General features: G+C 47.7%; 18 protein-coding genes. 7 read left to right on the top strand and 11 right to left on the bottom strand.

Going from position 1 to position 15880, the window contains the following annotated elements:
• Window positions 1-30: 30 nt before the first annotated feature.
• The 4 genes from AN963_RS06345 to AN963_RS06330 form a co-directional block, all read right to left on the bottom strand.
• A complete protein-coding gene (locus AN963_RS06345; protein WP_055743674.1) occupies window positions 31-1107 on the bottom strand; it encodes a sulfate ABC transporter substrate-binding protein in 1077 nt (358 codons plus the stop codon).
• Window positions 1108-1318: 211 nt separating this feature from the next.
• Window positions 1319-3280 carry an FUSC family protein gene (locus AN963_RS06340; protein WP_055743673.1) on the bottom strand — a complete coding sequence of 654 codons (1962 nt, stop codon included), beginning with the start codon at window positions 3278-3280 and terminating at the stop codon, window positions 1319-1321.
• A gap of 151 nt (window positions 3281-3431) precedes the next feature.
• Complete coding sequence (locus AN963_RS06335; protein ID WP_055743672.1) at window positions 3432-3800, bottom strand: hypothetical protein; 369 nt, start codon at window positions 3798-3800, stop codon at window positions 3432-3434.
• A 111-nt stretch (window positions 3801-3911) separates the two neighbouring features.
• A complete protein-coding gene (locus AN963_RS06330; RefSeq protein WP_055743671.1) occupies window positions 3912-5138 on the bottom strand; it encodes an NAD(P)/FAD-dependent oxidoreductase in 1227 nt (408 codons plus the stop codon).
• 118 nt (window positions 5139-5256) lie between these two features.
• Here AN963_RS06330 and AN963_RS06325 point away from each other — a divergent pair, with 118 nt between their 5' ends.
• Window positions 5257-5559, top strand: coding sequence for a DUF3846 domain-containing protein (locus tag AN963_RS06325; RefSeq protein ID WP_055743670.1), 303 nt, complete (start codon window positions 5257-5259; stop codon window positions 5557-5559).
• A gap of 88 nt (window positions 5560-5647) precedes the next feature.
• Here AN963_RS06325 and dut read toward each other — a convergent pair whose 3' ends face one another.
• Entirely contained in the window at window positions 5648-6184 is a 537-nt protein-coding gene (gene dut, locus AN963_RS06320) for a dUTP diphosphatase (protein ID WP_055743669.1), read from the bottom strand.
• 279 nt (window positions 6185-6463) lie between these two features.
• Between dut and trhO the strand changes: the two genes are divergently transcribed.
• Together trhO and AN963_RS06310 are read left to right on the top strand one after the other, a co-directional pair.
• Window positions 6464-7408, top strand: coding sequence for an oxygen-dependent tRNA uridine(34) hydroxylase TrhO (gene trhO / locus AN963_RS06315; RefSeq protein ID WP_055743668.1), 945 nt, complete (start codon window positions 6464-6466; stop codon window positions 7406-7408).
• Between the two features lie 148 nt (window positions 7409-7556).
• The gene (locus AN963_RS06310) at window positions 7557-9011 is read left to right on the top strand and encodes an amidase family protein (RefSeq protein WP_055743667.1); all 1455 of its coding nucleotides are present in this window, start codon (window positions 7557-7559) and stop codon (window positions 9009-9011) included.
• A 67-nt stretch (window positions 9012-9078) separates the two neighbouring features.
• On the opposite strand, the gene AN963_RS06305 is transcribed toward AN963_RS06310, so the two are convergent.
• The 3 genes from AN963_RS06305 to AN963_RS06295 form a co-directional block, all read right to left on the bottom strand.
• Window positions 9079-9912, bottom strand: coding sequence for an IS3 family transposase (locus tag AN963_RS06305; RefSeq protein ID WP_161827248.1), 834 nt, complete (start codon window positions 9910-9912; stop codon window positions 9079-9081).
• Window positions 9909-10181 (bottom strand): helix-turn-helix domain-containing protein, encoded by a 273-nt coding sequence (locus AN963_RS06300; RefSeq protein WP_269084401.1) that lies wholly within the window; start codon window positions 10179-10181, stop codon window positions 9909-9911. Before AN963_RS06300 ends, AN963_RS06305 begins: the two co-directional genes overlap by 4 nt.
• Before the next feature lie 163 nt (window positions 10182-10344).
• Window positions 10345-10794 carry a hypothetical protein gene (locus AN963_RS06295; RefSeq protein ID WP_055744471.1) on the bottom strand — a complete coding sequence of 150 codons (450 nt, stop codon included), beginning with the start codon at window positions 10792-10794 and terminating at the stop codon, window positions 10345-10347.
• 370 nt (window positions 10795-11164) lie between these two features.
• Here AN963_RS06295 and AN963_RS06285 point away from each other — a divergent pair, with 370 nt between their 5' ends.
• Both AN963_RS06285 and AN963_RS06280 read left to right on the top strand, forming a co-directional pair.
• Window positions 11165-11656, top strand: coding sequence for an NUDIX hydrolase (locus AN963_RS06285; RefSeq protein ID WP_055743665.1), 492 nt, complete (start codon window positions 11165-11167; stop codon window positions 11654-11656).
• Window positions 11657-11686: 30 nt separating this feature from the next.
• The gene (locus tag AN963_RS06280; RefSeq protein ID WP_055743664.1) at window positions 11687-12139 is read left to right on the top strand and encodes a GNAT family N-acetyltransferase; all 453 of its coding nucleotides are present in this window, start codon (window positions 11687-11689) and stop codon (window positions 12137-12139) included.
• Window positions 12140-12246: 107 nt separating this feature from the next.
• Here AN963_RS06280 and AN963_RS06275 read toward each other — a convergent pair whose 3' ends face one another.
• Genes AN963_RS06275 through AN963_RS06265 form a run of 3 tightly spaced genes read right to left on the bottom strand, consistent with a single transcriptional unit; the run spans window position 12247 to window position 14714 of the window.
• On the bottom strand, window positions 12247-13365 hold the full coding sequence (locus AN963_RS06275; protein ID WP_055743663.1) for a YheC/YheD family endospore coat-associated protein: 1119 nt from the start codon (window positions 13363-13365) through the stop codon (window positions 12247-12249).
• 59 nt (window positions 13366-13424) lie between these two features.
• The gene (locus tag AN963_RS06270) at window positions 13425-14333 is read right to left on the bottom strand and encodes an RluA family pseudouridine synthase (protein WP_055743662.1); all 909 of its coding nucleotides are present in this window, start codon (window positions 14331-14333) and stop codon (window positions 13425-13427) included.
• Window positions 14334-14372: 39 nt separating this feature from the next.
• Window positions 14373-14714, bottom strand: coding sequence for a thioredoxin family protein (locus tag AN963_RS06265; RefSeq protein ID WP_055743661.1), 342 nt, complete (start codon window positions 14712-14714; stop codon window positions 14373-14375).
• Between the two features lie 202 nt (window positions 14715-14916).
• Between AN963_RS06265 and AN963_RS06260 the strand changes: the two genes are divergently transcribed.
• Window positions 14917-15135, top strand: coding sequence for a hypothetical protein (locus AN963_RS06260; protein ID WP_055743660.1), 219 nt, complete (start codon window positions 14917-14919; stop codon window positions 15133-15135).
• A 54-nt stretch (window positions 15136-15189) separates the two neighbouring features.
• Window positions 15190-15846: a class F sortase gene (locus AN963_RS06255; RefSeq protein WP_055743659.1), complete on the top strand. Its 657-nt coding sequence runs from the start codon at window positions 15190-15192 to the stop codon at window positions 15844-15846.
• Window positions 15847-15880 lie beyond the last annotated feature (34 nt).

The raw sequence follows: 15880 nt of genomic DNA, 5'->3' as shown, positions 1-15880 counted from the left end.
GGAGATAACTCCTCTGATGGTTAAGAGTGGTTATGGCTTGTAAATCTGGTCGAAGATGCCTTGATCGGAGAAATGATCTTTTTGAGCTTTTGTCCATCCTCCAAACCATTCGTCAATCGTGTACAGCTTGATCTCAGGAAAAGCTGGGGTATGGGCTTTGAGCACTTCTTTATCACGTGGACGGTAGGAATGTTTGGCTGCCAGCTCTTGCCCTTTTTTACTGTACAAGAACTGCAAATACGCATCGGCAACTTCTCTCGTCTTATGCTTATCCGTATATTTGTCTACGATGGTAACTGGGGGTTCAGCCAGAATACTGAGCGACGGGTTCACGATTTCAAACTTGTCTTTCCCCAGCTCATTGACCGCAAGATAGGCTTCGTTTTCCCATGCGATCAGGACATCCCCAATCCCACGCTCAACAAAGGTCGTGGTTGAACCCCGCGCACCGGAGTCAAGCACAGGTACATTTTTAAACAGATTGGTCACGAACTCCTTGGCTTTTGCTTCATCATGGTTGTTCTTTTCCAGAGCATAGCCCCATGCGGCCAAGTAATTCCAACGTGCACCGCCAGATGTTTTCGGATTCGGAGTAATGACTGAAATACCAGGCTTGATCAAATCGTCCCAATCTTTAATCTGCTTTGGATTTCCTTTACGCACGAGAAAGACGATCGTGGAGGTGTACGGTGAGCTATTGTCCGGCAGCTTCTTTTGCCAATCGGCGGGAATCAATCCGCGCTCGGCCATCGCATCGATATCGTACGCCAACGCGAGTGTCACCACATCCGCTTCCAAGCCATCAATCACTGAACGAGATTGCTTCCCAGACCCGCCATGGGATTGCTTGATCGTAACAGTCTGCCCCGTTTTCTGCTTCCATTCCGTAGCAAATTCATTGTTCACATCCTGATAAAACTCGCGGGTAGGGTCGTAGGAAACGTTTAATAACTCAACAGCTGGAGCAGCACCTGCCTCCGTTGATTGATCTTTGCCAGTACTAGGAGTCGTACTCGTTGCTGCCGAGCATCCACCGATAGCAGCTGCTATTGCGATGAACCCGATTTGTTTCCACAACGCTTGGATCGTGATAGGCGTCTTGCTCATGTAACATTCTTCACTCCTTTTAATTCACACTTATTTAATCGGATTACTTAGCTATTTAGAATTATACCTTCCTTTTCCTTCCTGTCAACGATATTTCCATCTACACTATGCCCAAAAGGTAGGCTAAGTTCGGGGGTCATTTAGCTATGTTGCAAAATTGGGCACTCGACTTGCGCAAAAAAGCCCTTCCGATACGGAAGGGCTTGTGATGCTAAGCCTTGCTACTCATTTGCAGAGCGTCCTGTAATTCTCGGATTTCTTTTTCCAACTGAGGAAATCCGTTTATTTCCGGAATCTGTTTCTTCCCCAGCGGTATCTTTTGTTCGGCCGATTTGGCCATAGTCTCAAAGACGAGTAACAGCTGAGAGAGCGTCGTGTCGGGTAAAATGGGACAGCGTGAGGATTTCAGGCTAGACTCGAGCAAATATCCGACCTGCTCGATGGAGAAAATGACGGGCCACATGTATTCCAGCTTCGTTTTATTGCTTGGAATCTCGCCAGTAGCTGTCGTATATACGATTTTTAAGTTACTGAGATTCGTCTGCATTTTTCTTCGTTCCAGCGATTGTTTGAGTTCTAAGTTCTTTCTGTGATCAGAGAACAGCGTCAACAAGTACTGCTGTTGGCTCCGGATCGTTTTGGCAATGAGATGCGGGAGAAGGCTCGATGCCTTTCGTCTACCGATCAGTAGCGTCCCCACCAGGCCAATCACACAACCTATGATGACATCCGTCATTCTCGCGGAAGCAAAGAACGACAGGCTGTGGTTTTGCCCCATGCTATCTGCCAGAATCAGTGCGTTTGGCGTAATAAAAAAGGCAGCTAAGCCATAGTTGAGAACAATGGCAAGCTCAGTTAGTGCTGTCAAAAGCATAATGAGAACCGCAATGATCAATCCGTGAGGCTGTGCAGCCAAAATAATGGTCGCTACCATAATCCCAACGAGTGTGCCAATTGATCGTTGGATCGCCCGGTGAAAGGTGGCGATGATCGTCGCCCCTGACATGACAGCAGCGCAGGATAAGGTGACCCAGTATGACCGATTCAATTCGAACGAGTAAGCAACAATCGCTGCTACTGTGAGAATCAAGCCGTAGCGGATCGCAGTAAGAAATACGATCGAGTTTTTATCAAAGGAACCACCGAGAACTGCCCAAAGAGACAGTCTTTTCTCATTCTGTGATGGTTCCGGCGGGAAAGGATCAGACAATATATCGTTTGCCTCACGTACGTTGGCTTGAAGTCGCTGTATGGTTTTGTCCTCCTCTTCCGTCTCCTCCACCTGTATGTGCCAATCTTTCCTCTTCCTCTTCTCATTCAAGGATCCGGCAATGGAACGAACCGAACGCCCAATCTGTGGTGGGAGCCTATCCCCCGTTTTTTCCGAATATTCCAGTACGTCGAGAAAAATCGCGTTCGCTTGATCATTTAACAACAGCAACCTTTGATATTGCCCGGAGCTTTGCCACGGTACTTGACCTGCTGAAAGGGTCTCTTCTGCTGCTTTCAGTACAGGTACAAGCCTTTGCCTTCCCTCTTGTGCTTTTCTGCTTCCCACAGAATCGATATAAGCAGCAAGCTCCTGATAAACAAGTCTCACGGCGGTCGTCTCTGGACCATGTGGATTGCGTACCCATCCCATCATTCCCAGGATCCAAGCCAGGGCTCCTCCTAGAAAAACGAGCCCTGTACGCAGAAGAGCGGCAGACGGATCGAGTGGCATCCCAGTAGACAAGGAGAAAGCTAGGACAAAAAAAATAGCCGCAGGTCCCTGGACTTTGTAGGCTCCAAAGAGGAACGTGACCATCGCACCGATCAATCCAACGAGGAATGCTGATGTGAGCGGGTGTGGAGCGACCCATGTACCCAGTCCTACTGCCAAGGCTAGACCAACCATGACGAAGAACAGCTTTTTCGCTCGCTGGGCGTACGGTATATTGGCGACATACAAATAGGAAAAGCTTCCGATACCAGCAAGCATCCCGTACTGCAAATTTCCTGCCGAGAGCCCCATCAACACCGGGATGCCCGAACAAATGCCAGCAGTGATAGCCTTTGGCCATGGAAGAGGGTTTTTCTTCAGTTGAAACGCTTGTTGAATTGTCTTGAGGAGTGTGGGATACAGAGGTTCGGACGTCTTCATCGCACGTCTCTTCTGCATGCTCTTTTGCATAGGCTGATCCCCCTTCTCCTGTAAGAAGATAGGACTATCTTGACTCATTCCAACTCTTTCTATGCACGTTGTACCTTCGAGTATCCTTAACGAAAAAACCAGCGTACCCGGGAGAATCCCAAGATACACTGGTTACTCACAACTTTTCCGTCTAGTCTCTTACCGTTTTCCACACATTAATGAAGAAAAATACGATGCCAAGTCCCAATACTAATGACCCTATAATTGTCCCTACGACGAAAGACTCTGTGCCGGTTAGGATCATTAAGAACAAACAGCCTTGCATGAGCGGTAGACCAATGTTGTGCAGCCAAAAATGCCAAGTAGCCAGCTTGTTTTGGGCTGCTTGTGGATAAGCTCGATATATTAATCCAATGATCGCAAGTGTGACCCACCCCGCGAGATTAAGATGTGCATGAACTGAAGCGTACTGAAATGCTTTGGTAATTCCCATTACGATCCCCAAAATAATGGCGAGAACAAAGTAAACAGTGGCAATTTTCAAAAACTTGGAAGCCAAATGTTTCACCTCCTTTCTTTGTCACACTCTAACCATATTTTCAGAATTAGGAACTAAGTACTAAAAAAGAAAACGGGTTGTCACCATTGACAAGCCGCTTTCCGAACGAAATTACATAGGTACGGTTTCGTGTTCGCTGCGTTGAAATGAAAAGAGTTCCGCATCCGGATGACTCCCTTTGAGAATCATATCAGCGATAATCTGCCCTCCGATCGTAGCATACACAGTTCCATTCCCGCCGTAGCCGAGAGAAAATAGACAGTTCGGATATCCATCCTGTTCCCCAAAAATAGGTAACCCGTCATGAGTCCCAGCAAAGGTACCAGACCAGTAGTAGTCTGCCTGAAGTGGAATCTGCGGGAAAAGCTCTTGTACCTTTTTAAGTAGTTGATCGCGTTTACCCAATAGGGATGCATCTCTCTTTTGCGGTTCAACATTGGGTTCATCCAATCCGCCTACGATAATGCGACCTTCCCAACTGGTACGTATGTACAAATAAGGGCGGGCCGTTTCCCAGATCAGACAGGTACCTGGCCACCCGAGAAACGCCTCCACCGGATTGGTGACAATAGCTGAGCTGGTGGACAAGATCGCATTTGGGTTTCGTTTCATGGTCTGAGTCTCGTATCCCGTAGCAAAGACAACCCTCTTACATCGAATTCGATTCCCTTTCTTCGTGAGAATTACCGTGTCTCCAGCCTCAACCTTATAATTCACAATCTCTGTATGATTAAAGACACGCGTACCTTTGCGTGTTGCATCCTCGATGATTCCATTGGCCAACTTGTACGGATTGATTTCTGCATCGCCAGTTGAATAAATGGCCCCAGACTTTGAAAAAGAAAAACGCTTTTCTACTTCTGTCTGTTCCAAGTAACGGACGGGAAATCCGTGCTTTTTCAAGTTCTGATATTCAAGCTGCAACGCTTTTATGTCGTCTGTCTGACTTGCGTAGTAGAGGCAATCTCGTCTCCTATAATCAGGAAAAATACCGATCGACTGCGATATCCCTTCCAGTTGATCCACCGCTTGTTTGCACAATTGATAAAATCGGACCCCTTTTTCTTCTCCAAAAGAATGCATACATGAGGTTAATGATTTGTCGTTGGCAAATTGCAGCAGACCCGTATTGGCACTGCTGCTGCCTTGAGCAATCTGACGCTTATCCACCAGTACAATGTCTACATCATGCTGCATTAAATAATATGCGCATAACGCTCCCGCTTCACCTCCGCCGACAATGACAACATCGCACATCATATCCGCGGAGAGTTCAGGATACCGGGTTGGATTAGGCAGTGTTTCTGGCCAATACAACTTCCCTGTCACTAAGTTCATGTCCATGTCCCCTCAACAGTAATCCCCATTAGGATATCCAGTGAACGATACCCCATCCGTTGTCCTGTCGCGTCTAATCGCCGTATCGGTTATGATGAAGAAAGAGGAGTGATGGTACATGATTACCGTATATGTAAAGCGCCCGCATGAACCAGCTGTCGCTGCGGAAGTAGAAGGAATGGATGATCTGCAGGATCTGGTCGAAGGGGATTATGAGGTAGTGGCAGACGATCATCTCGAGGGGATCTCCCTCATTGTGAACGAAGATGCAAGAGGAGTAGAAGCAAACAACTTCCCTATCACTTCTGATGGATATTTGGATTGGGTGTACGGCGCTTGTGTGTTTGTAAAAGCAGATGGCCGATCCCTCACTGAAGAGGATCAGTCGCGCATCGATCGGTTTTTAACCGCAAAAGTGTAAAAACGAATGAAAAAGCCCCTTTCCTCCCTGCGGTCCGAGCACCGAATATGGGGGAAGGGGCTATTGTTGCTTCCTTTATCTATGACGCTTATCCTTTGATACCGCTGCTACCAAATCCTCCAGCACCCCGCTCTGTTTCATCCAGCTCATCCACCACTTCAAACAGAGCGATTGGAACAATTGCAATGACGCCTTGCGCTATGCGGTCGCCTTTTTTGATCAGATAGCTGTTGCTATCGACTACCTGCTCGACTGTCGTTTCTTTCTCACTTGCATCCAGACATACGTTTGTACGCTCCTGGCTTGGAATACGGATATTGTCAACAAGGACACACACCTCACCGCGATAACCAGCATCGACGGTTCCTGGTGAATTCGAAAGGCGGAGCTTTGTTTTGGCACTGATACCGGAGCGTGGACGGACTTGTAGTTCAAAGCCTTCTGGCAAGGCAAATGCCAAACCCGTTGGCACTTTGGCAGACTGTCCTGGGGCAATAATGACGTCCTCTACCGCCACCAAATCAAATCCTGCATCCATCGCACGAGCGTACTGGGGGATCACTGCATCGGGATGGAGTTTTTTTATTTTCACCTGAGCGGTTACGCGATCACTTGTCATGTTCATTATATGTCTCTCCTCTTTTCACCTATCATCCTTACATAGTTTACAAGAAGTCACTCCTTCCAGCAAGGAAACAAAACGGTCATGACCGTTTTGTTTGACCGCATGCGGCCACATCCACGTTTATGAAAAACGTCGAGACGTTTTTCACAGATAAACAGTCGTTTTTTCATAAAAAGCTCACAATTCCCTTTCATTTTCTACGCATCACTTTTTTCAATATGTTATAATCACCGTTGCATGAAAAAATCAATATTGGTTAAAGAAAGGGTGGATTGTACATTGCAAGTACAAAAACCATATCGCATTCTGTTGTATTACAAGTATACTCCTATTGAAAATTACGAAGAGTATGCAGCGGAGCATCTGCAATATTGCAAGGATAACGGCCTCTTGGGACGGATTGTCGTCGCTCCAGAAGGTATTAACGGAACGGTATCCGGTACCATCGAACAGACAGACGCTTACATGGAATACGTACGCAAAGACCCGCGTTTCGCGGATATGTGGTTTAAAATAGATGAGTCGGATGAGCACGCGTTTAAAAAGATCTTTGTTCGCCCGAAAAAAGAGCTTGTCACGTGGCGCTTGGAAAACGATGTAGATCCGAACGAAAAAACGGGTCAATATCTGAATCCAAAAGAGTTCTACGAATTGATGCAGCAAGATGACATCGTGATCCTGGACGGCCGCAACTATTACGAATACGACCTCGGTCACTTCCGTGGCGCGATTCGCCCAGAAGTGGACTCCTCCCGCGAGTTTCCTGACTGGATCCGCGATAACATGAGTCAGTTCAAGGATAAGAAAGTCCTCACGTACTGCACAGGCGGGATTCGTTGCGAGAAACTGACAGGAGTTCTCCTCGACCAAGGCTTTGAGAACGTGTACCAACTGCACGGCGGAATCGTTACTTACGGAAAAGATCCGGAGGTACAGGGCCGCTTGTGGGATGGCAAATGCTACGTATTTGACGAGCGCATCTCTGTCCCGATCAATCACACGGAAGAAGATGTCGTCATCGGACGCTGCCATTACTGCGGGAAAGTCGAAGACCGCTATGTAAACTGCGCGAACCCATTCTGCAACAAGCAGCACTTCTGCTGCACAGAATGTGAACAAACATTTAAGCGCTCCTGCTCGGACGAATGCCGCGAGCATCCTCGCAATCGTTTCGTTGAAGCAGGAGAAAAAGCAAAACTGCAGGCAGCAGCTAACAACGCCTAAGAAATGCCCAAGCTGATTCCTTCACGGAGTCAGCTTTTTTGTTTGTGCCAGATAGCGTCGTCGTTTGTTTGGAGGTTTCCACCGTTACAATGTCCCTACTATTTAGTAAAATAGAAACTATCAAAACTGAATGAAAAGGCGGGATACCATGGACCTCAACCATGAATCAACGATACGTGAATGGCAACAAGCAATGGAACAAGGAACCACTACTTCGCGGGAATTAACCCTCACCTTTTTGAAACGGATTGCGCAATTCGACAAACAAGGGATCGCAGTCAATGCCATTAGTGAGGTCAACCCGGATGCCTTGCATATCGCCGAAGCACTCGATCGAGAACGGTCAGAAAAAGGCAGCCGTGGACCACTTCACGGCATTCCTGTCCTGATCAAGGACAATATCGCTACTCATGATCAAATGCATACGACGGCTGGTTCGCTCGCACTTGCAGACTCCTATGCTTCTGCCGATTCGTTCGTGGCTACTCGCCTTCGCGAAGCAGGAGCCATTATTTTAGGGAAAACGAACATGACTGAATGGGCGAACTACATGTCCGACCATATGACAAATGGCTACAGCTCCCGTGGTGGACAAGTGCTCAATCCATACGGCCCTGGCCACTTTGACGTCGGAGGATCCAGCTCAGGATCAGGATCAGCCATCGCTTCGGGCTTTGCGGTAGTAGCTGTCGGTACAGAGACATCCGGCTCGATTCTCCATCCCTCTATCCGCAACTCAGTGGTCGGAATAAAACCGACAGTTGGCCTGATCAGCCGTCGCGGTATTATTCCGATCTCGACTAGTCAAGATACAGCTGGCCCCATGGCTCGCACGGTAGAAGATGCGGCTATCCTACTGGGTGCTCTCACTGGTGTAGACGAGCAGGATCCAGTCACAGGCAAAAGTGTCGGTCTCGCTCATTCTGACTACCAGCCATTCTTAGATAAAGATGGACTGAAAGGGGTACGGATTGGAATCATCCGCTCGCACTATCTGGAGAAATGCGAGGAAGAAGAAAAAAGTCTGTACGAGGAAGCAATCGCCCAATTGAAAGCAGCAGGCGCAACTGTCATCGACGCTGTAACGCTTCCTTGTGAAAATACAGAATGGGGACCAAACGTACTCCTGCATGAATTCAAATCAGGCGTAAACGCGTACTTAAAGACGCTTCCTGCTTCCTACCCAATCCGTACGTTGTCTGATGTGATTGCATTCAATCGTGAGCACGAAGAACAAGCCCTGTGCTTTGGCCAAGTCTTGCTTGAGCGCGCTGATGCTACTAGTGGAACACTGACTGAGGCAGCTTATCTGAACCAACGCGTGTTAGATCTGGAAATGTCTCAGGGAAAAGGCATTGATGCTGTCCTAAAGGAGCACGATCTGGACTCCATCCTGTTCCCAAGCGTTCAAGGCTATGGGATTGCGGCACGGGCAGGCTATCCTTCCGTCACGGTACCCGCTGGCTACACGTCATCGGGCAAGCCTTTTGGTGTGGTCTTTACCGGCACAGCCTTCTCTGAGCCTGCTTTGATTCGCTTCGCGTATGCGTATGAACAAGCAAGCCAATTGCGCGTCCCACCCAAAATGACAGTAGAGGAATAAAGCTATCAACGAAAAGACGCAGCACCCGCTTGGTCAAGACCCCATTTAGTGGACACTAAAAAAAGAGCTAAGCAGCAAGCTGGCGCCGGTACTCAATCGGCGTCAGCTTGTTTAATTTTCTTTGTGGCCTCGTAGAGTTGTAAAAATGGATATATTCCTCAATTCTCCTTTGTGCCTCGTCTACTGTTCGGATATCATAAGGGTAGAGCGCTTCCGTTTTGAGATGCGAGAAGAAGCTCTCCATAGAGGCATTGTCGTAACAATTGCCTCGGCGTGACATGCTGATTTGGGCTCCAACCTTTGGCAGCATGTCGTGATACGCATAGGACGTGTACTGGAATCCCTGATCGCTGTGAACGATCAGTCCAGACATGTCCTCTTTATTTTGAAAGGCTTTCTTGAAAGTCTGCAAAACAAGATCATTGTCATTGCGCTGCGCTAGATGGTAGGCCACGATTTCGTTATTAAACAAATCCTTGACGGCAGACAGGTACAACCATGTATCTCCGATACGATATTGGGTTACGTCAGTAACCCACTTTTGATTCGGTAAGTTGGCATGAAATTTCCGTTGCAATAAGTTTTCAACTACACGTGTCCCTATAGAAGAAGCATAGTTGCATCGATGTTTACGGCGTACTCGGGAGCGTAGTCCCATCTCTTGCATGAGGCGTAGGACCTTTTTGTGGTTAACCCATATCTTGTAGTCTTGAAGTAGAAAGAGCTGCGTTTGACGATATCCGTATTTCCCATCATATTTGCTATAGATCTTTTGAATGAACTCCTTAATTACAAGGTCTTTGTCTTGTGAACTCCGCTTTCTGTAAGCATAGAATCCACTTCTAGAGACCCCGAATAGCTTACATAACTCTGTTACATGGTACCACTCAGTCAATTTCACGATGGCATTGTACTTCTCTTGGACACCTCCCGCATCCAAATTTGTAAACACTTTTTTAGCATCGAATTCTCCCTCTCTAATTTTTGGACATATCGATTTTGATCCATGTATTCGTCACGTCGACCTCTCTGATCCAATAAGCCGAATTCACCCAACTGCTTGAACTTCTTTGTCCATGTAGTGACTCGGCCTCTGTCTGGGATCCCTAGATGTTCCATTATCTTTCGATTAGACCATCCTTCCTCCATGTACAAGCGAATTGCTTCCATCTTGATTTCATGACTATAATTCGTAAACTTTTGCCCCATTTTTGCCATAACGAAAAACACCCCCTATAGGAATCATCGGTTTAAAACACTCGTGTTTTTTCCAATGTCCACTATAAGGGGTGCACTTCAGCTTGGGCCTGCGTCTTTTTGTGCTCTGTCCTTCTTACATGGTGGTACCTTCTTGTTCAGCCTTGCCGAGACGGTCCTGGAACATCTTGCCCAATTGACCGATATCCACTTCCCATTTTTCGTCTTTGTAATAGACAGTTGCCTTCGACTCGCCTTTCTTCCCTACGATGCGAATACTCGCTGTCCTTACTTCATAGCTGCCATCTGGCTGAAACGCAATATCTGCGTCCTTCAGCTCTCCGTCCAATACAGGCTTGATCGTCTTATCGACGACCTCCTGTGTGGCCTGCACAGCTTGACGACCCATTTGGATAACTTCTTCAGGACTGAATTGGAAGAAGAGGACAAGAACTACCCCAATCACCACAAGCAGGGAAATAATACGAACCAGACTGCGCACCATCCATTGAGCTAACATGATCACGACGATGATGCAAAGTGCAACCGGCCAGTAATCTTTCGCAAGTTGAAGCAGTTGTTCCACGTTCATCACTCCTTCTCTCCCCATTCTCGCCAACAATCAAGGGGGTATAATCATGTGACAGAACTATTACGCCGTCACAATATTAGACTACTTGGCTGCACCCAGCTTTCCGGCCGAGCCTTAGATGCACATCTACTTTCACCCTGTAACACGCCACCGAAATTTATTATTTTCGAAAGTAGAAAAAACCGTCACGAGAATCGGACGGATACTTTTCTCCAAGTCGTTTGTATGCTTATTCGAGATGGTGGTAATCATCTCCTGCTTTTCTGCGTTGAATTCATTGTTCAATATACCTTTGTCCATTACAATGAAACAGGAAAAGGCTGGATTTGGGACACAGAAGGACACATACCAAGGTGGTGCATTCATGATCAAGTACACGATCTGCTTTCTCAAGCAACAAACCCGTTTTCTCTTGTTAAATCGCTTCCATCCCCCTACCATGGGTCTCTGGAACGGCGTCGGCGGCAAGCTGGAACCAGGAGAAGCGCCGCTCGCTAGTGTGCTGCGTGAGGTCCTCGAGGAAACGGGCATTCATTTAGCGTCGGCAGAATACAAAGGAATCGTTTCCTGGGATCTTGAGGGTGAGTCTACAGGTGGGATGCATGCTTTTATCGCAGAAGTACCGGAGGACGTGACATTTGCTACCCCGATTTTGGTCGATGAAGGGATTTTAGCGTGGAAAGAGCTGGACTGGCTGCTTCATCCGGACAACGCCGGGGTACCGGAAAATGTCCCCCTCTTCTTGCCTGCGATGCTCTCTACCACGGAATGTTATCAGTATCACTTCTATTACAAAAACCAAAGAATTACCTCGCATGAAATGACTCTCTTGTCTGAACCGATAACCAACCGGTAGCCAGACAATGGTGAAAAGGAGAAAATAAACATGATCATCCAGCCATTAGCCTTCGAAACCACTCCCCCTATGGAGTTACTTTTACTTGCAGATCCCTCTCAGACGTTGGTAGAAGGTTACCTCAAACGGGGCTCGTGCTACGTCGCTATCGATGAGGAAATGATGGTCGGAGTGTACGTCTTGTTGCCCACCCGTCCTGACACGATCGAGCTCGTCAATGTCGTTGTTGATGAAGCTCATCAAGGGAAAGGAATCGGGAAGAAATTAGTGTTGCACGCCATCGAACAAGCGAAGCAACTCGGATACCGGACCATTGAGGTAGGAACAGGAAATTCAAGCGTGGACCAACTCGCGCTTTATCAAAAATGCGGGTTTCGTATGACTGGAATTGATCGGGATTTTTTTCTTCGTCATTACGATCAACCTATCTTCGAGAATGGCATACAGGTGGTTGACATGGTGCGTATGTCACAAGATGTCTAATGCTTTGCTAAGCGAATCATTTAGTTTACATAATAATCATTATGTTATCCAATATAAAGAGCCGGACCTCATCAGATCCGGCTTGTTGTCTTACGTACACCAACGAGTTATCGCCTCGACGCCACTTTCGAGTACTTGCTCTCTTTTTCCTCGCGCCCTTTGGTCCTGGCCAGATACATCGCGTATTCGAGAGGCCTTGTGATTGCATGTTTGTACTGTTGGAGTGCCCCCATTTCGCGGAACACTTCTCGGGCAGGCTTGGGGTTTACCTCGATCAACCATGCACGTCCGTTCACATCGATCCCGATGTCCAGACCGAATTCTACCATACGTCCAAAATGGTTCTCTAACGACTCTGCCGTCTGATAAGCGAGCTGCTCACAGTCACGTACGATTTCGGCAGTACGTGCTTCTCCAAAGCGCGGTCGTAAAAACTCAGGAACGGCAATCGCCTTTCCTCCCCCGTGCAAATTGGAAGTAGCGCTGCGCTCTCCGCCCACCCGCATCCCGTGACCCGTGACTTTCCAATCACCCTCGCCATCTTTTTGAATCAGCAGTCGCATATCTACTGCTCTTTTCGGAACAAGCTGCAATCGGAGCCCTTGCTGGACGATGTATTTCTCCTTCTTCGTCCAGTTATCTACCCACCGTTGGACAGAATCGACCTGTTTCAGGACCGTGGATATTTTGGCTCTCTGCTTGTCTCGTCCCAATAGTCGGTAGCCTTGCACTGTTTTCTCAATGCACAGGATATTACGTCCACCTGTACCGTTCAAAGGCTTTACGTACAAATACGAGTGGCGACCCAGCATTTTTACGAAATTGGCGCGATTGTACAAGACGGTCTCCGGGAGCCACCTGTGCATTCTGGTATCCCGATCTAACACCTCATGAACACGCCATTTGTTCGCCAGACGATTGTTTGCATACAAAAAATTACTCGTGCGCCGAAACGCTACGTAATCCTTGAAGGCTTGGGTCGGGGTATAACGATAGCGGTCAAAGACAGCATCCGGTCGTTCAAAAATGCGAGCTTGCCATTTTCCATTACTGTCCAGGACGAATCCTCTCACCTGTTTTCCGGCAGCCAGAACATCCTTTGGCGAAAAAAGAAATACGGTACTACCCAGCTCTTGTCCTGCCCGGTGAAGAAGTCGGAAATAGGCAGGTTCTGCAAACTTCTTGCCTTCCCGCCAGGTCAGAATACCGATTGTGGGTCGTTTCATCACACCACCCTCTCATGAGTCCTCCCTGGCAGTTTATTCACCTAACGATGCATTGGCACTTATCGCAATCTCTTTTCCAAATCAAGCAAATCAGCAGGCAGCGATGCACGCACCTCGATAGACTGACCTCCAAAGGGATGCTCGAACCGCAGTACTTCTGCATGAAGGGCCTGGCGGCTAATCAGATCACGCTTGCCTCCGTACAAGACATCCCCTAGGAGCGGATGACCGATGTGACTGAGATGGACACGAATCTGATGCGTCCGCCCTGTCTCGAGTCTGCATTCGACCAGCGTACTGTTGCGATACCTTTGTCGCACTGTGTAGTGAGTGACGGCTGCGTCTCCATTAGGCGCAACTCTTCTTCGTGTGGCATGATTGCGGTCTTTACCTATTGGCTCATTGATCTTTCCGCTATCTTTTGCCAGCTGTCCATGGACAAAAGCTACATACGTGCGTTTAATATCTCGTTCCCGCAGCATCTCGTCCAGGATGGCAGACGCCCACGGATGCTTGGCATACAAGACGACTCCTGATGTATCCTGATCGAGTCGATGCAAATGCCGTACTTTTGCTTGCTGTCCAGTCCGAAAAAAATGACCTGCGACCATGTGATCCAAGGTCAAATGATGGTGTGGTTCAGTCGGATGCAACAGAACCCCTGCTTCTTTTTCGACGATGAGCAGATGGTCGTCTTCGTACAAGACATCTACAGGCTGATCTACTGGGTCCATCCCGAGAGGCTCCGGCTTACACATGTGCAAGCGAATTTCTTGTCCTTCTTTTCCAGTGAAGTGTTGTGGTACAGGCTGACCATCAATCAGCACTTCTTTATGCTGAAATAAAAGATGGACCTGCTTGCGAGGCAGCTTCCATCCCTCTCTCAGCAGGTTCCCAATGGGAACAGCAGCGTCTGCAGCAGTCAAGCGTGCAACGAGCCATTCCCCTTCTTTTTTCATGACTTGCATGATTCGCATTTCTCCCTGCGTTTAGTACCTTCTTTACGCTTACTCCAGCCCTTTGCCCACTTGAATGGCACGATCTAGAAAATGTTCGATTTCTTCACGATTTTTGCCCAGTTTACTTACGAAGCGCACGAGCTCTTTTCCTTCTTGAAACGCAATAAAGCTAGGAATCCCGAACACATCCAGCTTTTGAGACAGCTCTGGCAATGTATCGCGGTTCACCGAAATCATGTCCAGATCGGCTTGATACTTCTCTTCTACCGCTGGCATGAAAGGATCGATCCGATGGCAATCCGGACACCAGTCGGTGAAAAATTTAACGACGACTGGCTTGGAAGCTGCGATCGCTTGTTCGAAATCTGCTTCGGTTTTTACTTCTCTCATGTGTGTTCCCTCCCAGAATGATTTGGAAATAGTGTACCATATCCGCGGTGCTTATGTGTAACTTGAAGTGCTCACATGACACTTGGAAGAGAGTGGTTCTCTATCCTTAGATACTCATTTCTGCTCCTTTTCCCAGTACTTAAACCAAGCAGTTAGGAAAACCTACTTCATGTAAGTCCAATACCAATAGGATGGTGACACCATGAAGAAATTAGCTGCTTTTGCTCTGGCACTCTGCGTTGTATGCTCTGCACTCCCTGTCTCTGCTGCGACCCATGACGGTCACAAGAAACATCACAAAGTGCATACGAAAGCCCACCACATGAAAACCAAAGCGCACAAAATGCATACCAAAGCAGCGAAAAAAGGCGCTCATATCAAGGCAATGCCGAAAACAGGTATGGGTGGAGCTAGTGACTAAAGAGGGGATTTTTCCCTCTTTTTATCTTTTTGTGAAGGCATTTGGAGGTATCCGATGAAACCCTTTTTCATGTCCATGATTTTGTTTTGCCTGATTGCCACCGGATGTGGTCAAAACGCAGAACCTCCCATTCCTCAACCACCAGTGATCGAGAAAACAGTCGAAAGCAAAGCACCTGATTTGCCTATCGTCATCGACAGTACCAAGCAGATCAAATATGGTCCGTTTCTACCAGCGAAAAAAATACCTGCTACACCGCTCGTCCAAGGAATTATACCCAAAAAGCTGCAGATTCCCGCCATTCAACTCAGTACCCTTGTAGAACCCGTTGGCGTATTGCAAAATGGGCAAATGGATGTTCCGAAAGCGTTTGATCGCGTAGGAATTCTCGCTCCTTGGACACGACCAGGCATGAAGGGAAATGCCGTCATCGCTGGGCATTTTGATCATTACACAGGCCCTGCCGTATTTTATAACCTCCGAAAGCTACAGCCCGGGGATCACATAAAGGTAAGCGACGCTGCTGGGAAGATTCTCACCTTCCAAGTCAATCGGGTGGAGAGTTTTCTTGCGGATCAGGCACCCATTGAAAAAATCTTCGGCGATACGGACGGCTCTCACCTCAACCTCATTACATGCTCGGGCAAGTTTAACAAGAAAAAGCAGGAGCATGCACGCAGGTTAGTCGTTTTTTCTGAGCTCGTACAATAGCGACAAGATAGATGAAAAACCCAGTAAACTCGTC

Source organism: Brevibacillus choshinensis (genome assembly GCF_001420695.1).
Lineage (GTDB): Bacteria > Bacillota > Bacilli > Brevibacillales > Brevibacillaceae > Brevibacillus > Brevibacillus choshinensis.
Note: the sequence above shows the minus strand (reverse complement) of the source record. Positions and strands in the feature narration are given on the sequence as shown.

Coding starts and splice junctions, on each gene's coding strand:
- AN963_RS06345 (WP_055743674.1), bottom strand. CDS start 1,107: ATGAGCAAGACGCCTATCACGATCCAAGCGTTGTGGAAACAAATCGGG.
- AN963_RS06340 (WP_055743673.1), bottom strand. CDS start 3,280: ATGCAAAAGAGCATGCAGAAGAGACGTGCGATGAAGACGTCCGAACCT.
- AN963_RS06330 (WP_055743671.1), bottom strand. CDS start 5,138: ATGAACTTAGTGACAGGGAAGTTGTATTGGCCAGAAACACTGCCTAAT.
- AN963_RS06325 (WP_055743670.1), top strand. CDS start 5,257: ATGATTACCGTATATGTAAAGCGCCCGCATGAACCAGCTGTCGCTGCG.
- dut (WP_055743669.1), bottom strand. CDS start 6,184: ATGAACATGACAAGTGATCGCGTAACCGCTCAGGTGAAAATAAAAAAA.
- AN963_RS06310 (WP_055743667.1), top strand. CDS start 7,557: ATGGACCTCAACCATGAATCAACGATACGTGAATGGCAACAAGCAATG.
- AN963_RS06300 (WP_269084401.1), bottom strand. CDS start 10,181: ATGGAAGCAATTCGCTTGTACATGGAGGAAGGATGGTCTAATCGAAAG.
- AN963_RS06285 (WP_055743665.1), top strand. CDS start 11,165: ATGATCAAGTACACGATCTGCTTTCTCAAGCAACAAACCCGTTTTCTC.
- AN963_RS06280 (WP_055743664.1), top strand. CDS start 11,687: ATGATCATCCAGCCATTAGCCTTCGAAACCACTCCCCCTATGGAGTTA.
- AN963_RS06275 (WP_055743663.1), bottom strand. CDS start 13,365: ATGAAACGACCCACAATCGGTATTCTGACCTGGCGGGAAGGCAAGAAG.
- AN963_RS06270 (WP_055743662.1), bottom strand. CDS start 14,333: ATGCAAGTCATGAAAAAAGAAGGGGAATGGCTCGTTGCACGCTTGACT.
- AN963_RS06265 (WP_055743661.1), bottom strand. CDS start 14,714: ATGAGAGAAGTAAAAACCGAAGCAGATTTCGAACAAGCGATCGCAGCT.
- AN963_RS06260 (WP_055743660.1), top strand. CDS start 14,917: ATGAAGAAATTAGCTGCTTTTGCTCTGGCACTCTGCGTTGTATGCTCT.
- AN963_RS06255 (WP_055743659.1), top strand. CDS start 15,190: ATGAAACCCTTTTTCATGTCCATGATTTTGTTTTGCCTGATTGCCACC.